Genomic DNA, 26694 nt, shown 5'->3' on the forward strand with positions numbered 1-26694 from the left:
CGTTCCGCGCGACCTCCCCCCTCAAGGGGGAGGTGCTCACTCCGCCGCCGCTGAAAACCCGACGGTCGCCATGGGCTTGAACTCGTGCTTGTCCTTGCCGGACACGCGCTCCGACCAGGGATCCACCTGGGCAAACTTCTGGGAAAACACGAAGCGTTCGTAATAGGCACGGCGCTTGTCATGGTCCTCCATGATCTGGCGGCGGATCTCGTCATGGCCGATGCGTTTTGCCCATTTATAGATGCGTTCCAGATAGCGGCCCTGCTCGCGATACATCTGGGTAAGCGCCACGATATGCTCCAGCGCCTCGTCCTCGGTCTTAACCAGACCCAGGACGTCCGTGCCCTTGATGTCGAGGCCGGCGGCTCCGGCGAAATGGATCTCGAAGCCGGAATCGACGCAGATCACGCCGATGTCCTTGCAGGTTGCCTCCGCGCAGTTGCGCGGACACCCCGATACCGCAAGCTTGAGCTTGGCCGGGGTCCAGGAGCCCCACATGAACTTTTCGATGCGGATGCCAAGACCGGTCGAATCCTGCGTGCCGAACCGGCACCAGTCGGAGCCGACACAGGTCTTCACGGTTCTCAATCCTTTTGCGTAAGCCTGACCTGACACAAAGCCGGCCTTGCCGAGATCGGCCCAGACGGCGGGGAGATCCTCCTTCTCGATGCCGAGCAGGTCGATGCGCTGGCCACCGGTGACCTTCACCATCGGGATCTCGAACTTGTCGACGACATCGGCAATCGCGCGCAGTTCGGCGGCACTGGTCACGCCGCCCCACATGCGCGGCACGACCGAATAGGTTCCATCCTTCTGGATATTGGCATGCACGCGCTCATTGATGAAGCGTGACTGATAGTCATCGGCATATTCGTCGGGCCAGTCACAGACGAGGTAGTAGTTCAGCGCCGGGCGGCATTTGGCGCAGCCGCAGGAGGTTTTCCATTCGAGCTCCTGCATGACGGCGGGAATGGTCTTCAGCCCCTTGGCCTTGATCAGGCGACGCACATCGTCATGGCCAAGCTCGGTACAGGTGCACATGGGCGTGACGGCTGCAGGATTATAGGCATCGCCGAGTGTCAGCACCATCAGCTGCTCGACCAGACCCGTGCAATTGCCGCAGGAGGCGGAGGCCTTCGTGTGGGCGCGCACGCCATCCAGCGTCGTCAGGCCCTTGCCCGTGATCGCCGCGGTGATCTTGCCCTTGCAGACGCCGTTGCAGCCGCAGATTTCCGCATCATCCGGCAAGGCTGCAACGGCCGCCATAGGGTCCAGCGGAGACCCTCCCTGGTAGGACTGACCGAAAATCAGGGTGTCCCGCATGGCGGAGATATCGGTCTGCTTCTTCAGGAGATCGAAGAACCACGAACCATCGGCGGTTTCTCCATAGAGCACCGCGCCGATGATCCGGTTGTCTTTGAGCACGAGGCGTTTGTAGATGCCGGCACTCGCGTCACGCAGCACGATCTCCTCGCGATCCGGTGCCTCGGCGAAATCGCCGGCGGAAAAGAGATTGATGCCGGTGACCTTGAGCTTCGTGTTGACGACCGAGCCGTGATACTCGGCATTGCCGCCGGTCAAGCGATCGGCCAGCACACGGGCTGCCTCATAAAGCGGTGCGACAAGGCCATAGCAGACACCGCGATGTTCGGCGCATTCACCCAGAGCAAAAACGGATGCATCCGAGGTCATCATGCCGTCATCGACGACGATACCCCTGTTCACGGCAAGGCCCGCATCCTTGGCCAGTTGCGCTGCCGGTCTTATACCGACAGCCATGACCACCATGTCACCGGAGATCACCCGACCGTCTTCCAGTTCGATCCCTTCCACCTTGTCGTGACCGATGATCTGCTTGGTATTGGCCTTGGTGATGATCTCGATGCCGCGCTCCGCAAGCGCCTTTTCGAGGAGATAGGCCGCTGCTGGATCGAGCTGGCGCTCCATGATCGTCGGCATCAGGTGGATGACGGTCACATCCATGCCCTGGCGCTTGAGGCCATAGGCGGCTTCAAGGCCCAGCAGTCCGGCGCCGATGACGATCGCGCGGCCCTTGCCTTCGGCGATCTTGAGCATCTTCTCGACATCGTCGAGATCGCGATAGGCAAGAACCCCCGGCAATTGATGGCCGGGAACGGGGATAATGAAGGGCAGCGATCCTGTGGCGATGACCAGCTTGTCATAGGACGAAGTGATCCCGTTTGCCGAGGTCACGACCTTCTTCTGCCGATCGATCCCCGTGATACGGGCGCCCTTGTGCAACGTGACGCCATGCCTTGCGTACCAGGCATCGTCATGGATGATGATGTCGTCATAGGACTTCTCTCCCGACAATAGGGGAGAGAGCATGATGCGGTCGTAATTGACACGCGGTTCGGCGTTGAAGATCGTGACGTCGAAAAGGCCGGGGGCCTTTTCAAAAAGTTCTTCCAGCATGCGTCCCGGCGCCATGCCATTGCCGATGATGACCAGCTTTTCCGCCATGGACGTCACTCCGCAGCTTCGACGAAACGATGCCGCTCGTAGAGGAATTTGAGCACGGCCTCGCGGCATTTCAGATAGGTTCGGTCAGAGGCAAGCTCGATCCGGTGACGGGGTCTGGCGATCGGAACATCCAGAACTTCGCCGATCCTGGCAGCCGGTCCATTGGTCATCATCACGATCCGGTCCGAAAGCAGTACCGCCTCGTCGACGTCATGGGTGATCATGATCATCGTATTGCCGAGCCGCGCATGGATCTCCATCACAGCATCCTGGAGATGGGCCCGCGTCAGGGCGTCAAGCGCCCCGAAGGGCTCATCGAGCAACAGAACCTTGGGCTCCATGGAGAGCGCACGGGCGATGCCGACGCGTTGCTTCATGCCTCCGGATATCTCGGAGGGGCGCTTGTCGCGGGCATGCCCCATCTGAACCAGATCCAGATTGTGCATGACCCAGTCATGCTGCTCGGCCTTGCTCTTCTTGCCACGGGAGACCTTGGAAACGGCAAGGTTGATGTTTTCGTAGACGGTGAGCCAGGGCAATAGCGAATGGTTCTGGAAGACGACGGCGCGCTCTGGTCCCGGCGCATCCACATGTTTGCCATCAAGAAACACGGCACCTGCCGTAACATCAATCAAGCCTGCGATGATGTTCAGCACAGTGGATTTGCCGCAGCCGGAATGTCCGATCACGGAGATGAATTCGCCCTTTTCGACGCCGAGCGAGATCTGCTTCAAGACCTCGCTTTTCGTGCCGTTGCGTTCAAAGGTCTTGTCGATGAATTCGAGCGAGAGATAGGGTTGTACCATGGTGGTTCTCCTCAGGCGTTGGCGGTGCCACGGGTGACAAGACGGCCGATAAAGGCAATGAAGCGGTCGAGGAGGAAGCCGACGACGCCGACATAGATCAGCGCGACGATGATGTCGCTGATCAGGGACGAGTTCCAGGCATCCCAGATGAAGAAGCCGATGCCGACGCCGCCGATCAGCATTTCGGCTGCAACGATGGCGAGCCAGGAAAGACCGATCCCGATCCTGAGACCGGTGAAGATATAGGGTGCTGCTGCCGGCAGCATGATCTTGGCAAAGTATTCCAGGCCGTTGAGGCGCAGAACCCTGGCGACGTTCTGATAGTCCTGTGGAATGTTGCGGATCCCGACGGCAGTGTTGATGATGATCGGCCAGATCGCGGTAATGAAGATCACGAAGATTGCCGATGGTGTGCCATCCCGGAATGCAGCCAGCGACAATGGCAGCCAGGCAAGCGGCGGAACCGTGCGCAGCACCTGAAAGATCGGGTCCAGTCCACGCATGGCCCACTGGCTCTGTCCCACCAGGACACCGAGCGCTATGCCGGCAATGGCCGCCATGAAATAGCCGATGGCCACACGCTCGACACTGGCCAGAATGTGCCAGAACATGCCCTGGTCAATCCCTTGTCCCACATAGAAGGGATCAATAATGATGGCCCAGCTTTCTGTGATCACACGGGAGGGAGAAGGCAGGCTCGCGGTCGGTGAGGAACAGATCACCTCCCATATCAAAAGCATGATGGTCAGGGTCACCAGCGGAGGCAGCACCGGGATAGTGACCTGCCGGATCGACTGAATGATGCGCGACCAGACCGGGGTGGTTCGAACCGGTGGGGTGAACGACACTATGCTGGCAGCTGTGGTTGCTTGATGATCAGGCTTGCGGTTGAGTTGGGTGACGGCCATGCCGATCTCCTCCTGTTGAAGTATCAGTCTACGGAAAGACGGAGTGCCGGGGTCGTCACGACCCCGGCGGCTCTCGGCATTCAGGCCATACGGGTGATACCGAGGCTCTTGAGATAGGCCTCTGGATTCTCCGGATCGAAGACCTTGCCGTCGAAGAAGGTCTCGATGCCGCGCGAGGTGGAGGTTGGAATGTCGCTCACGCCAAGGGTGGTCGCCGCCTCCCGCCACAAGTCCTCGCGATTGACCTTGGAGATCAGCGCTTTCATGTCCATATCTGCGGGCAATTTGCCCCAGCGGACGTTCTCGGTAAGGAACCACAGGTCATGGCTCTGATAGGGATAGGAGGCGTTGTTTGCCCAGTATTTCATGATATGCGGGCTGGATTCGACGACCTTGCCGGTGCCATAGTCGAATTTGCCCTTCATCCGGTCGACGACATCATTGAAAGGTGCATTGATCCAGTTGCGGCGCGCGCAGATTTCGGCAACTTCCTCCCGGTTCGCCATGTCCTCACACCACATCTGTGCCTCCATGACGGCCATCAGAAGTGCCATGGTGGCCTTCGGATATTTCTCGACATAATCGGTACGCAGGGCGAAGGCCTTTTCCGGATGGTTGTTCCAGAGCTCACCAGTGGTCAGAGCCGTGTAGCCGATCTTCTGGTTAATCAACTGCTCGTTCCAGGGTTCGCAGACACAGAAGCAATCCATTGTGCCGACTTTCATATTGGCGACCATCTGGGCCGGCGGAACGACAATCGTCTGGATATCGGCATCCGGATCGATTCCGCCGGCTGCGAGCCAGTAGCGGATCCACAGATCATGGGTACCGCCGGGGAAGGTCATGGCAGCCTTGACCTCCTTGCCAGACGCCTTCTTTGCTTCAAGGGCCGTCTTGAAGGGTGCCGTATCCACGCCGAGCTTAAGATCGATATATTCCTGCCCAACCGAGATACACTGACCATCGAGATTAAGTCGGGCCAGGATTGACATGGGTGTCGGCTGATTGTTCTGCGTGACCGTACCGGCTGTGATCAGATAGGGCATCGGGGTCAGAATATGACCGCCATCGATCCCGTTCCCTTCAGATCCAAGCACCACATTGTCGCGCGTCGTGCCCCAGGACGCCTGCTTGACCACCTCCACATCGGGCATTCCGTATTTGGCAAATATGCCCTTCTCCTTCGCAACGAAAAGCGGAGCGGCATCCGTCAGGGCAATGAAGCCAAGGACGGCCTTGGTGGTTTCCGGACCTGCCCCTTGTGCGAAGGCTCCCGATGGGAAGGCCGTCTTCACGGCACCTACCAAAGCGGCCGCTGCAGAGGTCTTCAATACCTGGCGGCGGGTGATGCTGCTGTTGTTCCTGATCATGCGCGGTTCCCCTGTTTCTTGGTCTGAGGCTGAAATGCGGGCACAAAAAAACGTCGCCAGGCGCTTGCACATTCTGGAAGGCCAAAGGGCATCCGAGACTGCAAAAGCCGTGCGACGTCGATGTCTTTGAGGAGCGCCTTTGTTGCACCCCGATAAACGGGTCGTCGTTGACCCGGATAATTTTAGACAAGCAACAATCATGCCAAATGTCGAATGGTCAACCTATTCTATTGAAATTAATTAGGAAAACACAACCGATTACGAAGAACGGTTACGGCCCAGCTTTATTGCACTGCCGCAAATTTAGGCCATTGATGAAAAATGTCTGCCAAAGCCCTGTGCAAACCGAAGGTCACAATTCGTCCGCACGCGCGCTGTCAGGGGCCTGGTTTCGAACCGGAAATGCCTCGACATAGTGAGGAAGATCCGATGGATCAAAAACAAATCCATCCATGAAGCGATCGGCTGCATCCACGCCCTCGATCGGAAAATCGTCACCAGTCGGGACGTCCTCCCCCGCCAGCGCCATTCGATAAAGATCCGGCCTGAAGGCGGAGACAGCGTGAGCAACCCCAACTTCATCATATCGCACCTGCCCCCACCGGATCATCTGGCTGTAGATCCAGAGTGCCTTGCTCGGGCGGGGGTAATTGGCATGCCCTTCGTGAAAGACGAAATAGCCGTCGATGACACGCCGCGTTCCCTGGGCATCAAGACTGAACTCCCCGGAAAGCACATGGCGGATGATCTCCACCGGTGCAGCGATATATCGATGATCCGAGAGCACGTCAGCCAACGCATCGCGGTTTTCGGGATCGTCACACCAGCGCGCTGCCCGATCAAGCGCCAGGATCAACCGCGAGACCGTCTCGCGGTTCTGCTCGGCCCATTCCGGACGCATGCCAAGAACCTTTTCCGGCGCCGATGGCCAGATGTCCTGCTTTGCAGCCACAATACGTCCGACACCTCGCTCCGAGGCAACCATGTTCCAGGGGGCACCGACGCAGAACCCGTCTATGGCACCGGCTGCGAGCGCATCCGATGTCATCGGCGGGGGAACCACGACCATTTTGACATCCCTGTCCGGATCGATGCCGCCCGCCGCCAGCCAATAACGAAACTCGTAATTATGCGAGGAAAAGGGATAGGTCATTCCGAATGTCGGCGGCGTTTCACCGGTCTGCCGCATCACGCCGAGAACACGGGCCAGCGCCCTTGCATTGTCCAGTGCAGACGCATTCTCGGCCAGATGAGCGGTCTCTTTCATCCGCGAGAAAAGCCGGGTCGAGAGCGTGATGGCATTGCCGCCCCGTCCCAGTGAAAAGGGCGTGATCGTCGGCGAAGGATTGGACCCCAGACCGAGCATCGAAGCGACCGGCATGGGGGACAGCATGTGCGCCACGTCGAACTGCCGGAAGGCCAGGCGATCACGCACATTGGCCCAGGAGACATCCTTGACAAGATCGAGCGTCAGACCTTCACGGGCGGCAAAGCCAAACTCGGCAGCTGCAATGAGGATCGAGGCATCCACAAGCGGGATGAAACCTGCGCGCAGCACCTTGGGGCCCTCGCTCTGCGTTCGGGCAGGGGCGGACAAATGCCCGGTCAGATCTGCGCTCACCATCCTGTTCACTCCGTTGTCAGCCGCTCGACAGGCGGTATTTCCACACCCATCACATCAAGAGCCCTGCAGCCGTCACCACGCTTTGCGCAATCTCCGACATCTTCTTCTTTTCGTTCATGGCCGTCTGGCGCAGCAACGCAAACGCCTCTTCCTCGGAAAGCCCGCGAAGCTTCATCAAGATGCCCTTGGCTCGCTCGATGATCTTGCGCTCTTCCAGCTGAGAACGTGCATCGGCAAGCTCGCGCTGCAGACGGCTGAAGGCATTGAACCGGGAGACGGCCATGTCGAGAATTGGCTTCACCCGCTCTTTGCGCAGCCCGTCAACGATATATGCCGATACCCCTGCATCGACGGCCGCTTCGATCGAGGCTGTGTCAGACCGGTCGACAAACATGGCGATGGGACGTGAAACGCTTCGCGTCAGCTGGAACAAATGCTCCATCATGTCGCGGTTGGGGTTTTCGATATCAATGATGATGACATCGGGTGCCAGGCTCTCCACCGTTCGGGCAATGCCGGTCATCTCGTGGGCAATCGTAACATTGAAATGACCGGCCTCGCGCAGACCCGCTTCTATGATCGCCGCGCGAACGGCGTTTTCATCGATCACGAGAATGGTGAGGTCTTTCATCTGCATTGCCTAAAAATGACGCAGTGCAGCACTGTGCACAAGAGGTCGGCAGTTTTCAACAGAAGAAAGTGAATTGCGCTCCTAATGCGCACGAGATTGTCAGGGTGACGCCTCTGACAGAATGTCTTCGGCCTCTTCTGCCGTCATGTCCGCAATGCGGCAGGCAAGATCAAAACCATAACCATTTCGGGCAAATGCCGCCAATTCGCGGCGTCTCTGGCGGTCATCAAGATCCGTCCGACGAAACGGGCCAAAGCCGCGCTTGCGGGCGAAGATGACACCCGAGACAAGGTCATCGGCCTCTTCCAGCACCGTCGTCACCGTTTCACGATCAATGCCCTTTTCCATCAGCTTTCGCGCAATCAGCCGGCGCGACTTGCCGGCGCGTTGCGATGCGCGGCTGCGGATCTCGGCATAGCTTACATCGTCCAGAGCCTTCATCTCGCGTCCGAAGGCCAGGGCAATATCGACAAGAGTCCTGACCTGCTGGAGCGTAATTGCATGGAACTTCTCTTGCGCCTTGCGGGCAATCGCGTCGCCGAGTTCCTTTTCGGTCATCATGCGCCTGGCCAGCCGATAGGCTGCCGAATTCCGCGCCCAGGCCTGCATTCTGGGGGTAGGACCATCACCTGCCTCCAGACCTCCATTCTCCAGGTCTTCATCCATGGTGATCGCGTTCTTCGGCGCGCAAGCCGGCAAAGGGTGCGGTTACCTCGCAAACAAGACCGGTTGGGCGATAATCAATCGTCACCCTCCCGTTGACCTCTGCAGCCAATGCGCGCTCGACCATGCGGGAACCAAACCCCGTCCGATCAGGCGGCGACACCTGCGGCCCATCCAGTTCGAGCCAGAAAAGGCGAAAGATGCGCCGATCCTCGTGGCCCTTGGGCTCTGCAGGCGGTCCCGTCTCCAATGGATCCTCGAGCGACCATCTGATGCTGATCCGCCCCTCTGCGACAGAGAGTGCTCCATATTTGGCGGCATTCGTACACAGTTCATGCAGCGCCATGCCGAATGCCATGGCAGCCTTTGACCGGACGATGAAATCCGGCCCCTCCAGAACGAACAACGACCGGTCCTGCGCGTCGAAAGGTCTGATCGCCGTACGGATCAGATCCCGCATTCGTGCCGACTGCCACTGATCCTTCATCAACAGCTTGTGCGCCTCACTGAGTGCAGTCAGGCGCTGATTGAACATGTCAACTGCGGATGATGTTTCCTGTCCCGGCTTGAAGGATTGGCGGGCAACCGACTGAACGGTCGCAATCAGGTTCTTGACGCGATGGTCGAGCTCAGCCGTCAGGAGTTCCCGTTGCTGTTCGTCGCGCCGGCGCTGGCGACGGCTTTCAACCAATTCATCCATGAAATCGTCGATGGCGCGACCGACCAGACCAAATTCGCCATCCGCTTCCCCCATGCCCGTACGCGCCGTTTCGTCGCTGTTACGCCAGGAATCCACTGTCTGAACCAGCCGGGTGATCGGTCGGCGGATCAGTTGCCGGCTTGTCAACCAGGCGGTCAGAAGGGAAAGACCAAGCCCTGCAAGCGTTACCGCCAAAGCGAAACGGGTCGCCGAGTTCAAGGGTTTATAGGCTTCGACGGTCGATATTCCGGCACTGACATAAAGGCCGCTATGGGAAACCTGTGGCGGGTAATATCCTATGATGCGGTTGGTTCCATCCTGACTGAGAACCACTTCCGTGCCAGGTGACACGGCATTGACCAACCGCTGGTAAAGATCCGGTATCTGCGTTCCGACAAACCGCTCCGGGAAAGGCTCACGCGCCAGGATCACGCCGTCCCTGTCTGCAACAGTCAAGGCGCTGTTGCCCATGAAGGAACGCTCGCGAAGCCTCTGCCCGAGCCATTGGAGATTAAGCGTGCCGATCGCAACACCGATCACAGCGCCAAGTTCATCGCGCACGGGCAGGGCCAGTGGCAGACTTTCTTGCCCGGAAATTCGACCGACAGTGTATGTCCCGATTGTGAAGCGTTGAGTGTCGAGAACCTCCCGAAAGTAAGCGCGATCTGCAACCGACACCCCGACACCATTTTCTTCGCGGCTGCATCGCACCACACCGTCGAGACCTGCAATGGAGATGCCGGAGAAACTGGGAAGACGATGACGCACTCGCGCAAGATACTCGTTGCAATAGGGCTGTTGCAGATCCTGGATGGCAGAGGTCGCCGAAATCGTCACCAGCACATTTTCGGCGCCCGAGACAATCCGGCTGATCTCGAGCGAAGCCAGTTGGGCAATCCGCAGCGCCTCTGCATGGATCTCGCGCTCTTTTTCCGAACGCATCGTGGCAACGTTGTGGAACAGAATGAGTGCTGCCGGAGCCAAGCCCACAGCCGTCAGCAAGAACAGCCGCCGGGACAGCTTGAGGATGGGCATGCGCAGCTCCGTTGCGAACCAGTCGGCGGAACAATGGCACCAAGCTGTCGATGCCGCAAGTTCACTTCACAGCTTCCCGACCCATCTCAGGACCACAATGTCTCCAAAAAACGGACCCGTCTACAAAAAGAGCAACGGATACATCGCCCTTCAAAAATATCTTTGAAATCAGTTGCATATCGGCGGCCGGTATGACAGTCACCGGCAGAGGCAAGGGATTGGTGCAAAAAATCGCTTACTGGTCACAGATGTCTTGCTCCATTATTTATCGTTTTTTAGTCATATATGTTCGATCCTGTGGCCCGAAAGCTGTTGCCATCATATAGCTCCCGGAGAACCAATCAGGATGCCTCAGGTGAAGAAGAAGATCCTAACAGTCGACGATTCCCGGACCATTCTCTCGATGCTGCTGCAGACACTGGAAACTGCAGGTTACGAGACAAAGCAGGCGGAAGACGGAATCCATGGTCTCGAGGCGCTCGAAGACTTCGTCCCGGACGTGATCATAACAGATATCAACATGCCCCGGCTTGATGGCTTTGGCTTCATCGAACGCGTTCGGCGCAATGAAAGACTGAGGGCCACTCCCATTCTCGTGCTCACCACGGAAAGTGATGCCCAGAAGAAGGAGCGGGCCCGCAAGGCGGGGGCCACCGGCTGGATCGTGAAACCTTTCGACCCCTCCAAACTTCTTGACGCGATAGGACGGGTCAGCGCCTGAGCAAAAACGGCCACTGGCTCCATCTTGCGCTTACCCGCGTCGCGGAACGCGGACGAAGTTTGCAAGGCCATATGGACTAGCTTTGCGAACCTGAACCTGTTTTACCGGCCAATTCACGCTGCCCGCTTATCCTGCGACGGCGCTCGCGCATCAGCGTATAGAGCCCCGTCGAAATGATGATGCCCGCGCCCAGCAGCGTGTAGCCATCGGGTACTTCCGAAAACACCAGAAATCCGACGATCGTGGAAAAGACCAGACGCGAATAGCGGAACGGCGTCACCACCGCGATCTCTCCCAGCCGGGTTGCCTCGGTCAAAGCCCAATAGGCAAGGGTACCGACGGCAAGCGCGCCCGACAGAAAGGCGGCTTCAGGAAGACTTGGCAATTTTGCGCCACCGCTGATGGCAAGCATTGGCAGGCCGGCAAGGCCGACGGCAAGAAAACCCCAGCTGGCAAGCTGGAGGGACGAGACGGCCTTGGGGACCCTGCGGCTGGCAAGATCGCGGATCGAGAGCCCCACCACGCCAAGAACGGCCCATAACACTTCCGGTTCAAATCCGCTGGCACCGGGCCGGATAACCAGCAGAACTCCGACAAAGCCGACAAGGACTGCGGTCCAGCGGCGCCAGCCGACCGCTTCCCCGAGCACGAGTGCTGCGCCCATGGTCACAAACAGGGGCGCGGCCTGCAGAATGGTCGTCACCGTGGCCAAGGGCACCAGTGCAAGGGCAGTGACAAATCCGACCGTACCGATCATTTCGCTGATGTTGCGAACGAGAACGGAGGGCCGAAAGAATGAAACAGAAAAGGGATCTTCACCTTTGGCACGCGCCACGAAAGCAAAAATCGCTGCGCCCGGCAAACCGAGAAGAACAAGGATCTGCCCCACAGGCAGCCCTGCCGCCGCCAGTTTCAGAAACATGTCTTCAGCGGCAAAGCCAAGCATTGCAAGCACCATCAGGATGATGCCGCGGGTATTGTCCATGTCTTGCCATTCCCTATGGTCTTTGCGCGTCGCAGGAGCCGCGAACGCCCGTTTTCGCCGCAGTGACTAGCCGGAAACACCAGTTATGGAAAGGGAAAGTCAGTGCCGATCGGCAATCTTGCCCACACAGTCGGCGGCAGAACGACAGAAATCCCCTTCGTCAGTCGGGCCGAAGCGGTCTCGGTCGGGCTCGCAAAGTGGCGCGCAGTCACATTTTCAGAATTCGACGGGCATTGTCCTTGAGGATCAACTGGCGGACATCCTCCTTGATGTCGAGTGCCTCGAAATCCTTCAACCAGCGATCGGGCGTAATAGCGGGCCAGTCCGAACCGAACAGCATCTTCTTCTTCAATATGGTCTTGGCATAGTGAACGAAGATCGGCGGGAAATATTTCGGCGACCAGCCTGACATGTCGATATAGACATTCGGCTTGTGGGTCGCGACAGAAAGACCCTCTTCCGTCCATGGGAACGAGGGATGAGCGAGCACGATCGTCATGTCGGGAAAGTCGACCGCCACATCATCGACATGGATGGGACGGGAATATTTGAGACGCATGCCCATGCCGCCCCGCATGCCCGAGCCCACACCCGTCTGGCCGCTGTGGAAAAGGGCGATGGCACCCTCCTCCTGAATTGCCTCATAAAGGGGGTAGGCCATGCGGTCATCCGGGAAAAAGCCCTGCATGGTCGGGTGGAACTTGAAGCCCTTCACGCCAAATTCGCGCACCAGGCGTCGCGCTTCGCGTGCGCCGGTCCTGCCCTTGGCTGGGTCGATCGAGGCAAAGGGAATCAGGATGTCGCTGTTGTCTGCGGCAAGACGCGCAACTTCCTCATTGCTGTAACGGCGAAAGCCGGTTTCCCGTTCGGCATCAACGCCAAAGATGACGGCTGCAATCTTTCGCTCGCGGTAATAGGCTGCGGTCTCCTGAACGCTTGGAAGCATACCGTCAGTACCTGCCGGGTTCTTGAAGTAGTTCGCCATGGCGGCCTGGAATTCCAGGTAGCCGTCGTCGCGCGTTCCACAACATGGTTCTTCGGCATGGGTATGGAAATCGATGGCAACAAGCTCATCAAGATTCATCGTCATTTCACTCCTCCGCTTCGTGTCGGCCGTGACGACAGCATGTCACTCGCTATCAGGCGCCTTCAGGCGCGCCGTGCGTTTTTCAAGAAAAGCGCGCAGACGCTCTTCGGCTTCCGGAGTGGCAGACGTCAGTGACGACATCAGTGACTCGACGAAAAGCCCGTCCTCGGAGGACATGTCACGGATGCGCGGCAAGGCGTTGATGATGGCATAATTGGACATCGGTGCATTGCTGGCCGCCTGACGGGCAAGCACCTTGGCTTTTTCTAGGGCTTCGCCCTCTGGAACGACATAGCTGACCCCGCCCCAAACTTCCATCTGGTCGGGAGCGACGGTGCGTCCCGTCAGCATCATGTCGCCCATGCGCTGCGAGCCGATCAGTCGTGCAATCCGCACCGATCCGCCGCCACCGACGAAAATACCGCGCTGACCTTCCGGCAAGCCGAAAAACGCCGTCTTGTCGGCCACACGGATGTGGCATGCCGCAGCGAGTTCAAACCCGCCACCAACCACGGCACCCTGCAGCGCCACGACAAAGGGGATGCCGCCCCGCTCGATCCCGTCAAATATCCTGTGCCAGCGGCGCGACCCCATGACAGCGCCGATCAGGGGTTTTTCCATATGTTCGGCAAGGTCAAGGCCTGCGCAGAAGTGAACACCCTCTCCGAAAATGACCGCAGCCTTCGCCTCCTGCTGGGCCCGCTCCACTGCAGTGTGCAGCGCCTCGACAACCCGGTCGCTGACGGCATTGCGCTTGGCAGGGCGGTTCAGACCTATCAGGGCAAGATCGCCTTCCAGCGCATAGCTGATCAGAGTTTCGCTCCCGTTGTCCATGATGGGCTCCCAATTTGCCGGAAATGCTATCCGGCTTCGCAAATCGTAATGTCACATAAAAGTATCCTTGTAAATGATCCTTGCGCTGCCGATGTGTTCCCTATAGACTTTTATGTGAGATAACATTTTATGGACCATCGGCCCTCGATGCAGGGTTCGGGAGGAACTTCAATGGGTGCAGATTCCATCTTGGCGGGGAAGGCCTCCCAGCCATCAAAGCGACCGGATCTGCGCCTGGAAACAAGAGCGGATGGCACGATCATCATCGCCCAAACCGCGCAACTACCACCCTATTCACGCGCCATCACCGCGCGGTTCATGCATTGGGCCAATCTCGGTCCTGACCGCTTGTGGATGGCGGAACGCGATCAGGACGGCGAATGGAAGCGCATAACCTATGGTGAAGCCGCTCGCGCCATCCGCTCGATTGGCAGTGCGCTTCTGTCGAAAGGCCTGTCTGTCGAGCGTCCGCTTCTGATCCTGACCAACAACTCGATTGCGCATGCCCTTATGGCTCTGGGTGCACAGCATGTCGGCATTCCATCCGCTGCTCTGTCCCCTGCCTATGCTCTTGCCGGAGAAGACAGGGGCAAGCTAATCTCGGTCGTGGAACAATTGACGCCAGGCCTTGTCTTTGCCGATCATGCAGAGCGTTTCCTGCCGGCAATCCGTGCCGTTCTTGAAAGAGATGTCGGCCTTGTCTCGATCACCGGGCAGGCCGATGATCGTGAGACACTTTCATTTGAGGCTCTCGTCGCGACAGAAGCCAGCGAGGCTGCGGACAGCGCCCATGCAAGGGTGGGCCCGGAGACTGTCGCCAAGTTCCTCTTCACCTCGGGCACGACCGGAAGTCCGAAGGCCGTGATCCAGACACAGGGCATGCTGTGTTCCAATCAGGCCATGGTGGCCGCAGCCTATGAATTCCTCACATACGAGCCGCCTGTCATTGTCGACTGGGCACCCTGGAACCACACGGCAAGTGGCAACAAGGTCTTCAACATGGCGATCTATAACGGGGGCAGCTACTACATTGATGATGGTCGCCCGACTCCGGACATGATCGGTCGCACCATCCGTAATCTTCGAGAGATTGCCCCCACCTGGTATTTCAATGTGCCACTCGGCTACCAGTTTCTGCTGGACGCCATGGAGGGCGATGAAAGCCTTGCAGATCAGTTCTTTTCAAGGATGCGAATGCTCATGTATGCGGGCGCGGGCATGAGCGAAGCCGTCTGGAATCGCCTGACGAAACTTGCAGAAAAGAAGGTTTCGGGCGGCGTCCCCATCGTATCCGGGCTTGGCGCAACCGAAACCGGGCCTTTCGCGCTTTACTACACGGAGAAAAAGGAAAAGCCCGGCAATATCGGGATCCCGGCATTGGGCGTGACACTGAAGCTGGTGCCACAGGAAGACAAGCTTGAAGCAAGGCTGAAAAGTCCATCCATCACGCCCGGCTATTGGCGCAATGAAAAGCTCACGGCGGACGCCTTTGATGAAGAGGGCTTTTACAAGCTCGGAGACGCCTTGCGCTTCGCCGTTCCGGGCAGCCCGGATGAGGGCTTCATCTTCGACGGACGCCTCGCTGAAAACTTCAAGCTGGCAACGGGCACCTGGGTCGCAGTCGGACAGTTGCGTGCCAATCTGGTCAATAGCCTTGGCGGAATGGCATCCGATGCCGTGATTGCCGGCCCCGAGAAGGATGACCTGCGCGCCCTCATCATTCCGAACTGGACCGCAATTCGGGAGATCTCGGGCGAGCCCGATGCTTCGCATGAAGACCTGGCCCGGATGGAGAAAGTTCGCGCGACGCTGCAGGAGCGGCTTTCTCAGCATGCGATCGCCGCGACCGGCAGCGCAAGCCGCGTGGTCGCCGCCATCCTGCTTTCTGAACCGCTGAGTTTTGAAAAGGGTGAGGTGACCGATAAGGGCTCGGTCAACCAGCGTGCCGTTCTGCGGGAAAGAGCGGACCTGGTAGAGGCTCTTTATGGTGGCGGCGCGTCCGTCGTCATGGCCAGTTGGAAGGGAAGGCGCTGATGCAGCTTGAAAAGTCTCACATCGCCGTAACCGGTGGAGGCTCCGGTCTCGGAGAAGCGACTGCGCGCTTTCTGGCGGAAAAGGGCGCCAGCGTCACGGTAATTGATCGCAATGGCGAAGCGGCTCAGCGGGTTGCAAATGCCATTGACGGACGTCCCCTTGAACTGGATGTGACGTCGGAGGAAGCAGGCAAGGCTCTTGACCGGGCGATCGCCGATCTCGGGGCCTTGCGCGGGCTGGTCAATTGCGCCGGCATAGGTGGCGCCTCGCGCATTGTCGGACGCGACGGTCCAATGCCGCTGTCCGATTTCGAAAAAACCATTCGCGTCAATCTCATCGGCACCTTCAACATGCTGAGGCTCGCCGCCGGGCGCATGCAGGGCAACGAACCTGATGAAGGGGGCGAGCGCGGCGCCATCGTCAACACCGCATCGGTAGCAGCCTTTGACGGCCAGATCGGACAGGCCGCCTATGCTGCATCCAAGGGTGGCATCGTATCCCTTGCCCTGCCGGCTGCACGCGAACTCGCGCGCTTTGCAATCCGTGTCAATACTGTTGCGCCCGGCATCTTCTTGACACCATTGCTGGCGGAACTGCCGGGGGAGGTCCAGGCGGGCCTCGCCTCTGCGATCCCCTTTCCGCATCGCCTCGGCGCACCTTCGGAGTTTGCCGAAGCCGTCGGCTTTGCCCTGACCAATGGCTATCTCAACGGGGAAGTCATCCGCCTTGATGGAGGCTTGAGGATGCCACCCAGGTAGGGTGTTTCACGAAATCGCGAAGGGCAATTGCCGATGGCTATGCGGGTGAAAGGATGACGAGATCCATGACCAAGGCGTCAGGTGTTCTGCAGAGAGAGATGGTTCAGGCTGACGGTCATCCTGTCCGGGATGCCGATCTGACCAGCTTCGTGGGATACAACATGAAGCGCGCGCTGACCCTGATCCAGGCAGACCTCACGCAGGTTCTGGCAGATTACGACCTGCGCATCATCTCCTTCTCGGTCCTCACGATTGTCGTCAGGCATCCTGGCATCAACCAGACCCAGCTTGCAGAAGGTCTCAAGCTCGAAAGGTCCAATCTCGTCCAGATCATTGATGAACTTTCCAATCGGACCCTTTTGAGAAGGGCGCAGATTGAAGGCAACCGCCGCAGTTTTGCTCTTGTCCCGCTGCCCGCAGGACGTCGGTTGTGGGAAGAGGCCAATTCTGCGGTCAACACCCATGAAGCCAGGGTCCTGAGCATGCTCTCGGCAGAGGAGCGGGAAACGTTGAACGGCATCCTGCGAAAGATCAGGGATGCATGGTCATCCTGATGCAATCAGGCTGTGAAGCCGCCATATTTGCGCAGAAGCCGAATGAAGGTTTCGGTTTCCTTCTGTGTCAGCCCATGATTGTGATAGCTGTCTTCGCCAAAGAAGTCGGCCTCATGGGCCTGGACAAAATGCCGGCCCTTATCGGTCAGGCTCAGGCGAACCGAACGCCGGTCCTCCTCCGGAATCCTGCGTTCCAGCCTGCCCAGATCCTCGAGCCGGCGAACCACCTTCGTCATGTGAGCCGGCTTGATCGACAGGATCCGACCGAGTTGTCCCTGGCGAATACCGGGATTGAGATAGATCAGCCACATCACGGAAAACTCGCCCGGACGAAGACCGCTGTCACCAAGTCGGCTGTAGAACTGGTCGAAGTTGCGCAACTGGGCAATCCGCAAGAGAAAGCCGAGCGAATTGGACAAGGGTCCGTAATCAATGGACTCGTCACCGGACTGTTCCAACGTCAATTCGCCAGTCATTCACACCATCTCGATCAGGTTTTTCAACAGAGTATCCCTGAGCCCTGAGCCCTGAGCCCTGAGCCCTGAGCCCTGAGCCCTGAGCCCTGAGCCCTGAGCATTTAAACTCCATTCGTGCCGCTGTCTTGCAAGATCTGATCCCCTGCTTGGACACGGACGGACTTCACCCAATCAGGATGGCGCGAATATCATTGACATTGGTCAGCGTGGGACCTGTCACGACAAGATCACCAATGGCCCTGAAGGCAGTATAGCTGTCATGATTGGAGAGGCTTGCGCGTGGATCCATGCCCGCAGACTGCATCCGGGAAAGCGTATCAGGCATGACAATGGCTCCTGCCGCGTCTTCCACGCCATCGATCCCGTCGCTGTCCCCGGCAAGCGCCCAGACATTCTCCTGCCCTTTGAGCGCAAGCGCCAGACTGAGCAGAAATTCCGTATTGCGCCCGCCACGCCCGTTGCATCCCTTCGCAATGGACACCGTGGTTTCACCACCCGACAACAGCATTGCGGGACCACGCACAGGATAGCCGTGAACGGAAACGGATGTCGCGATGCCAGCCATGACCGTTCCGACGTCCCTTGCCTCGCCCTCGATGGAATCGCCGAGGATCAGCGGCGTCAGTCCGAGCAATCCGGCTTCCTCCGCTGCCGCCTCCAGCGCCAGTTTGGGCGCTGCAATGACGCTGACATGAGTTTCGAAAGCGCCCGGTTTGGGTGTCTCCTCGCCATTGGCCAGCACATCACGAACGCTATCGGGCAGCTCGATCGCATAGCGCTCAACGATCTCGCTGACCATTGCACAGGTGGTTGGATCGGGGACCGTCGGTCCCGACGCAATCTCGGACGGATTGTCACCGGGAACATCCGAGATCAAAAGCGAAACGACCCGGGCAGGATATGCAGCCTGCGCCAGCCGACCACCCTTGATGCGCGAAAGATGTTTGCGCACTGCGTTCATTTCGGAAATGGTTGCACCACTTGCCAGAAGCGCCCGGTTGACAGCCTGCTTGTCTGCTAGAGTCATGTGACCGGCCGGAGCAACCATCAGGGCAGATCCACCACCGGAGATCAGCGCAATCACCAGATCGTCCGGTCGAAGATCCCTGACTGTTTCAAGGATCTTCTCGGCGGCCTTCAGACTGTTGTCATCTGGAACGGGATGCGATGCTTCAAGGATCTCGATACGCCCCGCGGGTACAGCATGGCCATATCGGGTCACTACCGTGCCGGAAAGCTCGACATCCGGCCAGGCAGCATCAAGAGCTGCGGCCATGGCAGCAGACGCCTTTCCCGCGCCCACGACAATGCAGCGCCCCTTGGGCTTTTCCGGCAAATGTTTCAGGACGGCGTCATAAGGGCTCGCACTGCGGACCGCCGCATCGAACACGCGCTTCAACGCCGATCGGGCCATCACGTCATTCCACAAGGTCATTGTCGTTTTCACCTTAATGAGCGACCTGAATTCCCGGTTACCTTCAATCCCGGCTGCGAGCAAGATCAGGGGTCCGAAACAACGCATCAAGCGATATAGGCAGGGGGTGCACGATCACGGCCGAAACTTGGATCTGTCGATACCCGGCGACAGACTAGAGGAGATTGGAACCTTCTATCGCCTTGACTACGGCCTCGGTCACTTCCCTGGTCCTGGCCCTGCCACCCACATCGGGCGTCATGATGCCAGCTTGGCACACCCGGTCGACCGCATCCATCAGTACCCTTGATGCCTGGCTTTCACCAAGATGATCAAGCATCTGGGCCGCGGTCCAGAAGGTCGCAACCGGATTGGCAATGCCCTTGCCCGTGATGTCGAAAGCGGAGCCATGGATCGGCTCGAACATGGAAGGAAAGCGACGTTCGGGATCGATATTGGCCGTGGGGGCGACGCCGAGACTGCCCGCAAGGGCGCCGGCAAGATCCGACAGAATGTCTGCATGGAGATTGGTCGCGACAATCGTGTCGAGGCTTTCCGGCTTCAGGGTCATGCGCACGGTCATGGCATCGACCAGCATCTTGTCCCAGGTGACATCCGGAAACTCCTTTGACACCTCCGCTGCAATCTCGTCCCACATCACCATGCCATGGCGCTGCGCATTGGACTTGGTGACGACGGTAAGGAGCTTGCGCGGGCGTGACTGCGCAAGCCGGAAGGCATAACGCATGATGCGGGTGACACCCACGCGGGTGAAAATCGCCACCTCGGTAGCGACCTCTTCGGGCATGCCTCGATGGGCGCGACCGCCATGACCGGAGTATTCCCCTTCCGAGTTCTCGCGCACGATCACCCAGTCGAGATCTCCCGCTTCGACATTGCGCAGCGGAGACGTGATCCCGGGAAGAATACGTGTCGGGCGCACATTGGCATATTGATCAAACCCCTGGCAGATGGGCAGCCGCAGACCCCACAACGTGATGTGGTCAGGAACATCGGGCGCGCCGACGGCGCCAAAAAAGATGGCGTCAAAAGATTTCAACTGCTCGAGACCGTCAGGGGGCATCATGACGCCATGCTTCCTGTAGTAAGCCGAACCCCAGTCGAAGAAGGTCAAGTCGCAAGAATGATCACCCATCCTTTTGCCAAGTGCCTCAAGAATGGCGGCGCCTGCTTCAATGACCTCTGGTCCGATCCCGTCTGCGGGAATGGCGGCAATACGATGATGGCGCATTGATGCATCCTTCCAGTCCTTGTGCACCCGCGTGATCGAGGGATGCAGTGTTGTCGCGGGTACGAAGCTGACAATTTGACGCCGCCGGCGCAATCTCACTAAGATCATATAAAAAATTCATATAATTGGAGATGGGTTTGGACCTACAGCAGATACGCTGCTTTATTGCGGTTGCAGACTGTTTGCATTTCGGTCGGGCGGCACAGAAACTCGACATGCTTCCTGCATCCCTTGGGCGTCACATCAAACTGCTTGAGGCACATCTGGGGACCCGATTGCTGTCGCGGACAACCAGAAACGTCATCCTCACGGAAGCCGGGGAGCGCTTTCTGGAGGGCGCGCGAGACCTCATTCAACGTGCCGATCGTCTGGAGACAGCGTTTCGAGAACAAGCAAGACGTAAGGCATCGGTTCTTCGGGTAAGCGCCATCGACAGCGCAGCCGTCGGACTGATGCCCCAGATCATTCCCTTGTTTCGACGGCAATATCCCAATACGGAAATTGTGCTCATTGAGGAGAAGACGATCCGCTCCCTGCCAGGACTGGTTTCCGGTCGCATTGACCTTGCCTTTGTGAGACCCCCTGAACAGGTCGACACACGCCTGGAATTTCGCGAACTGTTCCGCGAGACTGCCGTCGTGGCCGTGCCGGAAGGCCATGCCCTGGCCCGCCTTGACGCGCTCCGGGTCAAGGACATGCAAGACGCAGCGTTGATTGTCCCTGACCGTCGATCGCGACCGCATAGCCATGATTTGAGCATCAAGCTCTTTCTCGAGGCAGGCCTTTCCGCAAGAATCATCCAGATAGCCGAGGAGAAGCAAACGATCGTAAACCTGGTTGCGTCCGGGATCGGCCTTGCAATCCTGCCCCGATGGATATCCCGCCTCAATGTCGACGGCGTCCGTTTCATACCGCTGGAGGCACCAGGGGTCGAGGCACGCAAGAAGCTCGTCCTGGCTGCAGCCTGGCTCCGTGACACCAGAGATCCCCTGCGGGAAAGTTTCCTGGACTTGATTGAGGCCCGGCTTGAAGAACTCCAGGCTTCAGCCTGAGAAGTCTCGCAAGATCATCGTCGGTTTCGAAAACGATGCCGGTTCACTTGCGGGGCATCAGCCTGTCTTCTGCGACCTGTCCCAGACGGGCTTTCGCTTGTCGAAAAAGGCAGCAATCCCTTCTGCCGCCTCCGGCTTCTCCCAGGTATCCGCCAGTGCATTGATGCTTTCTTCAATCCGCTCCTCATCAAGCACACGTGCAAGGGAGCGGGCGAGTTTCTTGGCAGACGCAACAGCGCCCGGCGCTGTCTCCAGGTAGCGTTCCGCTTCATTCATCGCCTCTTGCATGAGATGCTCGTCATCCACGATGCGCGAGACGATGCCGAGTTCAAGCGCTTCTGCGGCGCCGAACCGTTTGGCTGACATGAAAACACGCCGCGCGCGGCCCTCGCCCATGCGGGCCAGCACATAGGGTCCGATCGTTGCCGGGATCAGACCAAGTCGGGTTTCGGTCAGCCCGAACACGGTTTGAGGTGTCGACAGAACCAGATCACAGACACAGGCCATGCCCACGCCGCCACCGAATGCACTGCCATGCATGGCGCCAATCAAGGGTTGCGGAAGGGCATTCAGCGCCGAGAGCATACCGGCCAGCTTTCGCGCCTCGGAGATTCGCGTCTGCCTGTCCGCTGCCATCTGCTGTCGCATCCAGTCAAGGTCGCCACCGGCGCAAAATGCAGCGCCTTCACCGCTCAGGATAACCGCGCGCCAATCCCGCCGATCCTCCGCAAGTTCGGCAAATTGCGTCAGTTCTTCCATCATGCGGCTGGAAAGCGCGTTCCGCTTCTCCGGTCGGCCTAGTCGCAACTGGACAATGCCTCGCGGATCGACATCCACCTTGATCGTCTCATTCATGCCTTGCTCCTCAAGGTCTTGGCGAAGATTTCGGCCTCCTTGAGCCGCTCCAGATCAAGTCCCGTGTCCAGACCGGCAGCCGCCAGGTGATGTGCAACCGTCTCGGTCGCAACATTGCCCGCAGCACCCGGCGCATAGGGACAGCCACCCAGTCCGCCAACCGATGCATCGAAGACGCGAAGTCCCTTCTCCAGAGCCACGTCGATGTTCCGGATCGCAAGCCCTCCGGTATCATGAAAATGGCCGGCAAGCCTGTCAGCGGGTATCTCATTCAATACGGCATCCAGCATCGCGGCGATCTCTCGAGGATTTCCACGACCGAGTGTCTCTCCAAGGGAGATTTCATGACAGCCGAGCGATAACAGATCCGACGCCACCTTTGCCACTTGTGACGGCGCAACCTTGCCATCGAACGGGCAGTCGGTCACGACCGAGACATAGCCGCGCAATCTCAGACCATCTGAGAGCACCGCCTCCGCCACCGGTTTCAATCGGTCCATGGTTTGCGCGATCGAGGCATTGAGATTGGCACGGCTGAACCCTTCCGAAGCCGATGCGAAAACTGCAACTTCATCGGCACCTGCAGCCCTGGCCGCTTCGTAACCCTTGAGATTGGGTGCGAGCACGGCATAGGAAAGCCCGGCGCGGCGCGGGACGCCCGCCATGACGTCTGCTGCATCGGCCATTTGCGGCACCCATTTGGGGCTGACGAAACTCGTGGCTTCAATGCGCCGGAAACCACAGACCGCGAGCTTTCCAATCAGGCTCAGTTTGTCTGCGGTCGAAATCAGGCGCTTTTCATTCTGCAAGCCGTCGCGCGGGCCGACTTCATAGATCTCGACGAAGTCAGCCATGATGGCTCGCCTCGGGCTCCAGCTGCACCAGCGGATCTCCGGCTGCGATCTGGCTGCCTTCCGTGACGAACACAGAAGCGACACGACCAGTCCGCATTGCCTTCAGGCTGTGCTCCATCTTCATGGCCTCGAGCACGCAGAGCGTTTGCCCTGGTTCAACATCGTCTCCAACACGCACGAGGATCGACCGGACCAGTCCGGGCATGGGGGCCAGGGTCACATCGCTGCCAAGGCCCGCCGACCCATCACGGTCCAGCGGATCCTGGCGTTTGAAGCTCGCTGTGGCACTGCCCGCAAAGACATGTATCCCTTCGGCTTCGACAAGCTTCATGCGCGCTTGCCCTTCGACGAACCAGCCGGACTGGTCCCGCAAGGCTTCGAACGAGACCTGGCCTACCCTCACGGTGGCGCGTTCGGGACCGGAGAATTGCAGGCTGACCGTCAAGAGATCGCCATCCTTTTCAAGGCAGACTTGCTGTTCGAGCGGCGCCCAGAGCGCAAATCCGGACAGGGTGTCACGGGGAAGGCCGGTGACCTGCAAAGCGGCCAGACCTGCCATGACCTGATCGCGTTCTTCATCCTTAACCTTCACGGTCAGCGCCTGAATATCCCGTGCGATGAGCCCGGTATCGACGTCGCCTCGGACGAAACCCGGATGTTGCGTCAGGGCTTGGAGGAAAGAGAGATTGGTCACGGTTCCCGCAACCTCCGTCTCCCGAAGCGCTCGGCCGAGCGCGGAAAGAGCAATCCTCCGCGTCGGGCCATGGGTGATGATCTTGGCGATCATCGGGTCATACCAGGGCGATATCTCATCGCCGCTGCGCACGCCGGTGTCAGCGCGACAATTGTCCGGGAAGGCAAGATGAGCCAGCCTTCCGGTCGCCGGCAAAAAGCCCGCCTCGACATCTTCGGCATAAAGCCGCGCCTCGAAGGCGTGACCTGTCAGGCGGATTTCCTCCTGCCTGAGCGGGAGGGGCTCCCCACTCGCCACGCGCAACTGCCATTCCACAAGGTCAAGCCCTGTGATGGCCTCCGTCACCGGATGCTCCACCTGCAGGCGCGTATTCATCTCCATGAACCAGAAACGATCGGTTTTCAGCCCGTCCGAGCCGTCGACGATGAACTCGATCGTACCTGCACCGGAATAACCGATGGTTCTCGCTGCACGGACCGCGGCCTCACCCATGGCCTGCCGCATCTCGGCGGTCATGCCCGGCGCCGGCGCCTCCTCTATCACCTTCTGGTGGCGACGCTGCAGCGAGCAATCGCGCTCAAAGAGATGCACGGCATCCCTGCCATCACCGAACACCTGCACCTCGATATGGCGTGGAGCAGCGACATATTTCTCGATCAGGACGGCGTCATTGCCGAATGCGTTGGCCGCTTCGGCCTTGGCAGACCGCAGCGCATCGCCAAATTCCGCAGCACTTTCAACGCGCCGCATGCCCTTGCCGCCGCCACCGGCGACCGCCTTGATCAGCACCGGATAACCGATCACCTGCGCCTGTTCGGCAAGGAAGGCACCATCCTGATTGTCGCCGTGGTAACCGGGCACCACCGGCACCCCCGCCTTCTCCATCAGCGCCTTGGCAGCATCCTTCAACCCCATGGCGCGGATGGCCTTGGCCGAAGGGCCGATAAAAGCGAGGCCCGCGCTTTCCACCGCATCAACGAAATCGGGGTTCTCCGAAAGAAACCCGTAACCCGGATGAATGGCCTCGGCACCCGTTTCAAGCGCGGCGGCAATGATCGCATCGCCCTTGAGGTAGCTGTCCTTCGGCGCCGCGCCGCCGATCGCAACCGCCTGGTCGGCGAGTGTGACATGCAGTGCGTGACGATCCGCATCCGAATAGACGGCGACCGTGGAGACACCGAGCTTGCGGGCTGTCTTGATGATGCGGCAAGCGATTTCACCGCGATTGGCAATCAGGATCTTGCGAAACATGGTCTGGTTCTCCGACCCGGTTACATGCGGAACAGGCCAAAACGGGTTTCCCCGATCGGCGCGTTGAGGCTGGCGGACAAGGACAGCGCGAGAACCTCGCGCGTCTTGCGCGGATCGATGATCCCGTCATCCCACAATCGGGCCGAGGCATAGAGCGGGTGGCTCTGGCGCTCGAACATATCCAGCGTCGGGCGTTTGAAGTCGGCCTCCTCTTGGGCACTCCAGGTGCCGCCCTTGCGTTCGATGCCCTCGCGGCGGACGGTGGCGAGAACACCTGCAGCCTGTTCACCGCCCATGACGGAGATGCGGGAATTCGGCCAGGTCCAGAGGAAGCGCGGCGAAAAGGCACGACCGGCCATGCCGTAATTGCCGGCGCCAAACGAGCCGCCGACCAGCATCGTGATCTTCGGCACCGCGGTGGTGGCGACTGCCGTCACCATCTTGGCGCCATGCCGGGCAATGCCCTCGTTTTCGTATTTGCGGCCGACCATGAAACCAGTGATGTTCTGCAGGAAAATGAGCGGAATGCCGCGTTGCGAGCAGAGTTCGACGAAATGCGCACCCTTTTGCGCGCTCTCGGAGAAGAGGACACCATTGTTGGCGATGATTCCGACCGGGCAGCCCATGATATGGGCGAAACCGCAAACGAGCGTTTCGCCGAAGCGCGCCTTGAACTCGTCGAACCGGCTGCCATCGACCACACGAGCAATGACCTCGCGGATATCATAGGGTGTGCGCAGATCTGCCGGCACCACATCCAGCAGCTCGTCCGGATCATAGGCCGGATCTTCCGGGGCCTGCCAGCGCACGGTTGGCGGTTTTTCTCGGTTGAGATTGAGGACGGCGCGGCGGGCGAGCGCCAGGGCATGGGCATCGTCTTCCGCCAGATAATCCGCCACACCCGAGAGCCGCGTGTGCACATCACCGCCACCGAGTTCCTCGGCACTCACCACCTCACCGGTGGCCGCCTTCACAAGCGGCGGGCCGGCCAGGAAAATCGTTCCCTGATCGCGAACGATGATCGAGACATCCGACATGGCCGGCACATAGGCGCCGCCCGCCGTGCAGGACCCCATGACGACGGCGATCTGGGCAATGCCCTTGGCGCTCATCTGCGCCTGGTTGAAGAAAATGCGACCGAAATGATCGCGGTCGGGAAACACCTCGTCCTGGTTCGGAAGATTGGCACCACCGCTGTCGACAAGATAGATACAGGGCAGATGCGAAGCTTCGGCGATTTCCTGCGCCCGAAGATGCTTCTTCACCGTCATCGGGTAATAGGTCCCGCCCTTCACCGTTGCATCATTGGCAACGATCATGACGTCCTGACCCTCGATGCGCCCTATGCCGGCAATAACACCGGCTGCGGGGGCAGCACCCTCGTACATGCCATGGGCCGCTGTCGCGCCAACTTCCAGAAATGGCGAACCCGGATCAAGCAGATTGGCGACACGCTCCCTCGGCAACATTTTCCCTCGGGCCGCATGGCGCTTTCGTGCTTCCTCGCCGCCACCCTCGGCGGCAAGCGCGGCTGCCTCCCGAATGGTTTGAAGCATGGCAAGATGGGCTGCACGGTTCGCCTTTGCGGCGTCGCTGCCGGCAATATGGTTTGATTTCAGTTTCATCGGCCCTCCAGCTGTTTCATCAAAGCC

Annotated in this window: 23 protein-coding genes; 5 read left to right on the top strand and 18 right to left on the bottom strand. The window is 59.2% G+C overall.

Annotated elements, in window-relative coordinates; all coding sequences use genetic code 11:
* Window positions 1–36: 36 nt before the first annotated feature.
* The 8 genes from nirB to FE840_RS20120 all read right to left on the bottom strand — a co-directional run bounded on the left by nirB (window position 37) and on the right by FE840_RS20120 (window position 10221).
* A complete protein-coding gene (nirB, locus tag FE840_RS20085; RefSeq protein ID WP_138287666.1) occupies window positions 37–2484 on the bottom strand; it encodes a nitrite reductase large subunit NirB in 2448 nt (815 codons plus the stop codon).
* Between the two features lie 5 nt (window positions 2485–2489).
* Entirely contained in the window at window positions 2490–3290 is an 801-nt protein-coding gene (locus tag FE840_RS20090; RefSeq protein WP_138287665.1) for an ABC transporter ATP-binding protein, read from the bottom strand.
* 11 nt (window positions 3291–3301) lie between these two features.
* Window positions 3302–4198 (bottom strand): nitrate ABC transporter permease, encoded by an 897-nt coding sequence (ntrB, locus tag FE840_RS20095; protein ID WP_138287664.1) that lies wholly within the window; start codon window positions 4196–4198, stop codon window positions 3302–3304.
* 80 nt (window positions 4199–4278) lie between these two features.
* Window positions 4279–5568: an ABC transporter substrate-binding protein gene (locus tag FE840_RS20100; RefSeq protein ID WP_138287663.1), complete on the bottom strand. Its 1290-nt coding sequence runs from the start codon at window positions 5566–5568 to the stop codon at window positions 4279–4281.
* 352 nt (window positions 5569–5920) lie between these two features.
* Window positions 5921–7192: a CmpA/NrtA family ABC transporter substrate-binding protein gene (locus tag FE840_RS20105; RefSeq protein WP_138287662.1), complete on the bottom strand. Its 1272-nt coding sequence runs from the start codon at window positions 7190–7192 to the stop codon at window positions 5921–5923.
* Window positions 7193–7241: 49 nt separating this feature from the next.
* Window positions 7242–7829 carry an ANTAR domain-containing response regulator gene (locus FE840_RS20110; RefSeq protein WP_138287661.1) on the bottom strand — a complete coding sequence of 196 codons (588 nt, stop codon included), beginning with the start codon at window positions 7827–7829 and terminating at the stop codon, window positions 7242–7244.
* Window positions 7830–7922: 93 nt separating this feature from the next.
* The gene (locus FE840_RS20115; protein WP_138287660.1) at window positions 7923–8489 is read right to left on the bottom strand and encodes a regulatory protein RecX; all 567 of its coding nucleotides are present in this window, start codon (window positions 8487–8489) and stop codon (window positions 7923–7925) included.
* Window positions 8482–10221, bottom strand: coding sequence for a sensor histidine kinase (locus FE840_RS20120; RefSeq protein WP_138287659.1), 1740 nt, complete (start codon window positions 10219–10221; stop codon window positions 8482–8484). The genes FE840_RS20115 and FE840_RS20120 overlap by 8 nt, the downstream gene beginning before the upstream one ends.
* Window positions 10222–10576: 355 nt before the next feature.
* On the opposite strand from FE840_RS20120, the gene FE840_RS20125 reads away from it, so the two are divergent.
* Entirely contained in the window at window positions 10577–10942 is a 366-nt protein-coding gene (locus FE840_RS20125) for a response regulator (protein WP_138287658.1), read from the top strand.
* Between the two features lie 76 nt (window positions 10943–11018).
* Here FE840_RS20125 and FE840_RS20130 read toward each other — a convergent pair whose 3' ends face one another.
* From FE840_RS20130 to FE840_RS20140, 3 genes are all read right to left on the bottom strand, one after another.
* Window positions 11019–11927 (bottom strand): DMT family transporter, encoded by a 909-nt coding sequence (locus tag FE840_RS20130; RefSeq protein ID WP_138287657.1) that lies wholly within the window; start codon window positions 11925–11927, stop codon window positions 11019–11021.
* A gap of 208 nt (window positions 11928–12135) precedes the next feature.
* On the bottom strand, window positions 12136–13011 hold the full coding sequence (locus tag FE840_RS20135; protein ID WP_138287718.1) for an amidohydrolase family protein: 876 nt from the start codon (window positions 13009–13011) through the stop codon (window positions 12136–12138).
* A gap of 45 nt (window positions 13012–13056) precedes the next feature.
* The gene (locus tag FE840_RS20140; protein ID WP_138287656.1) at window positions 13057–13848 is read right to left on the bottom strand and encodes a crotonase/enoyl-CoA hydratase family protein; all 792 of its coding nucleotides are present in this window, start codon (window positions 13846–13848) and stop codon (window positions 13057–13059) included.
* Between the two features lie 171 nt (window positions 13849–14019).
* Here FE840_RS20140 and FE840_RS20145 point away from each other — a divergent pair, with 171 nt between their 5' ends.
* From FE840_RS20145 to FE840_RS20155, 3 genes are all read left to right on the top strand, one after another.
* Window positions 14020–15882 carry a feruloyl-CoA synthase gene (locus FE840_RS20145; RefSeq protein WP_138287655.1) on the top strand — a complete coding sequence of 621 codons (1863 nt, stop codon included), beginning with the start codon at window positions 14020–14022 and terminating at the stop codon, window positions 15880–15882.
* Window positions 15882–16640 (top strand): SDR family NAD(P)-dependent oxidoreductase, encoded by a 759-nt coding sequence (locus tag FE840_RS20150; protein WP_138287654.1) that lies wholly within the window; start codon window positions 15882–15884, stop codon window positions 16638–16640. The genes FE840_RS20145 and FE840_RS20150 overlap by 1 nt, the downstream gene beginning before the upstream one ends.
* A 65-nt stretch (window positions 16641–16705) precedes the next feature.
* On the top strand, window positions 16706–17194 hold the full coding sequence (locus FE840_RS20155; RefSeq protein WP_171033713.1) for a MarR family winged helix-turn-helix transcriptional regulator: 489 nt from the start codon (window positions 16706–16708) through the stop codon (window positions 17192–17194).
* A gap of 5 nt (window positions 17195–17199) precedes the next feature.
* On the opposite strand, the gene FE840_RS20160 is transcribed toward FE840_RS20155, so the two are convergent.
* The 3 genes from FE840_RS20160 to FE840_RS20170 all read right to left on the bottom strand — a co-directional run bounded on the left by FE840_RS20160 (window position 17200) and on the right by FE840_RS20170 (window position 20336).
* Window positions 17200–17670, bottom strand: coding sequence for a MarR family winged helix-turn-helix transcriptional regulator (locus tag FE840_RS20160; protein ID WP_138287652.1), 471 nt, complete (start codon window positions 17668–17670; stop codon window positions 17200–17202).
* A 163-nt stretch (window positions 17671–17833) separates the two neighbouring features.
* A complete protein-coding gene (locus FE840_RS20165) occupies window positions 17834–19105 on the bottom strand; it encodes a glycerate kinase type-2 family protein (RefSeq protein WP_138287651.1) in 1272 nt (423 codons plus the stop codon).
* Window positions 19106–19259: 154 nt separating this feature from the next.
* On the bottom strand, window positions 19260–20336 hold the full coding sequence (locus tag FE840_RS20170) for a tartrate dehydrogenase (RefSeq protein WP_138287650.1): 1077 nt from the start codon (window positions 20334–20336) through the stop codon (window positions 19260–19262).
* Window positions 20337–20473: 137 nt separating this feature from the next.
* Here FE840_RS20170 and FE840_RS20175 point away from each other — a divergent pair, with 137 nt between their 5' ends.
* Window positions 20474–21388: a LysR family transcriptional regulator gene (locus tag FE840_RS20175; RefSeq protein WP_138287649.1), complete on the top strand. Its 915-nt coding sequence runs from the start codon at window positions 20474–20476 to the stop codon at window positions 21386–21388.
* 57 nt (window positions 21389–21445) lie between these two features.
* Here the strand turns inward: FE840_RS20175 and FE840_RS20180 are convergent, their stop codons facing one another.
* From FE840_RS20180 to FE840_RS20195, 4 genes are read right to left on the bottom strand one after another with little or no spacing between them, the layout of a single operon-like run.
* Entirely contained in the window at window positions 21446–22243 is a 798-nt protein-coding gene (locus tag FE840_RS20180) for a crotonase/enoyl-CoA hydratase family protein (RefSeq protein WP_138287648.1), read from the bottom strand.
* Window positions 22240–23097 (bottom strand): hydroxymethylglutaryl-CoA lyase, encoded by an 858-nt coding sequence (locus FE840_RS20185; RefSeq protein ID WP_138287647.1) that lies wholly within the window; start codon window positions 23095–23097, stop codon window positions 22240–22242. The genes FE840_RS20180 and FE840_RS20185 overlap by 4 nt, the downstream gene beginning before the upstream one ends.
* On the bottom strand, window positions 23090–25042 hold the full coding sequence (locus FE840_RS20190) for an acetyl/propionyl/methylcrotonyl-CoA carboxylase subunit alpha (protein ID WP_138287646.1): 1953 nt from the start codon (window positions 25040–25042) through the stop codon (window positions 23090–23092). Before FE840_RS20190 ends, FE840_RS20185 begins: the two co-directional genes overlap by 8 nt.
* 20 nt (window positions 25043–25062) lie before the next feature.
* Entirely contained in the window at window positions 25063–26667 is a 1605-nt protein-coding gene (locus FE840_RS20195) for a carboxyl transferase domain-containing protein (protein ID WP_138287645.1), read from the bottom strand.
* Window positions 26668–26694 lie beyond the last annotated feature (27 nt).

Source organism: Peteryoungia desertarenae (genome assembly GCF_005860795.2).
Lineage (GTDB): Bacteria > Pseudomonadota > Alphaproteobacteria > Rhizobiales > Rhizobiaceae > Allorhizobium > Allorhizobium desertarenae.